This window comes from Pseudomonas sp. HY13-MNA-CIBAN-0226, assembly GCF_040310305.1.
GTDB classification, from domain to species: Bacteria; Pseudomonadota; Gammaproteobacteria; order Pseudomonadales; family Pseudomonadaceae; genus Aquipseudomonas; species Aquipseudomonas gregormendelii.
This window is the reverse complement of sequence record NZ_JBEOPS010000515.1, coordinates 1-246: the sequence shown is the minus strand read 5'-3', so window position 1 is coordinate 246 and position 246 is coordinate 1. Positions and strand designations below refer to the sequence as shown.

General features: G+C 58.1%; 1 protein-coding gene. It reads left to right on the top strand.

What is annotated here, in order from left to right:
* On the top strand, window positions 1-246 hold a 246-nt coding region (locus tag AAEZ05_RS29720; protein WP_350650225.1), incomplete at both ends, for a condensation domain-containing protein.

The window sequence follows — 246 nt, the reverse complement described above, 5'->3', positions numbered from 1 at the left end:
CTGTTGGTGCGCACGGATGAGCAGCGTCACGAGTTGATCTATACCCATCACCATATCCTGATGGACGGCTGGAGCAATTCCCGGTTATTTGGCGAAGTCCTGCAACGCTACGCCGGTGTGGCAGTGCCGGAAGCGGCCGGGCGTTATCGCGATTACATCGGTTGGCTGCAACAGCGCGACGCAGGTAGCACCGAAACCTTCTGGCGTGAGCAATTGAATATTCTGCAAACGCCAACCCGCCTGGGC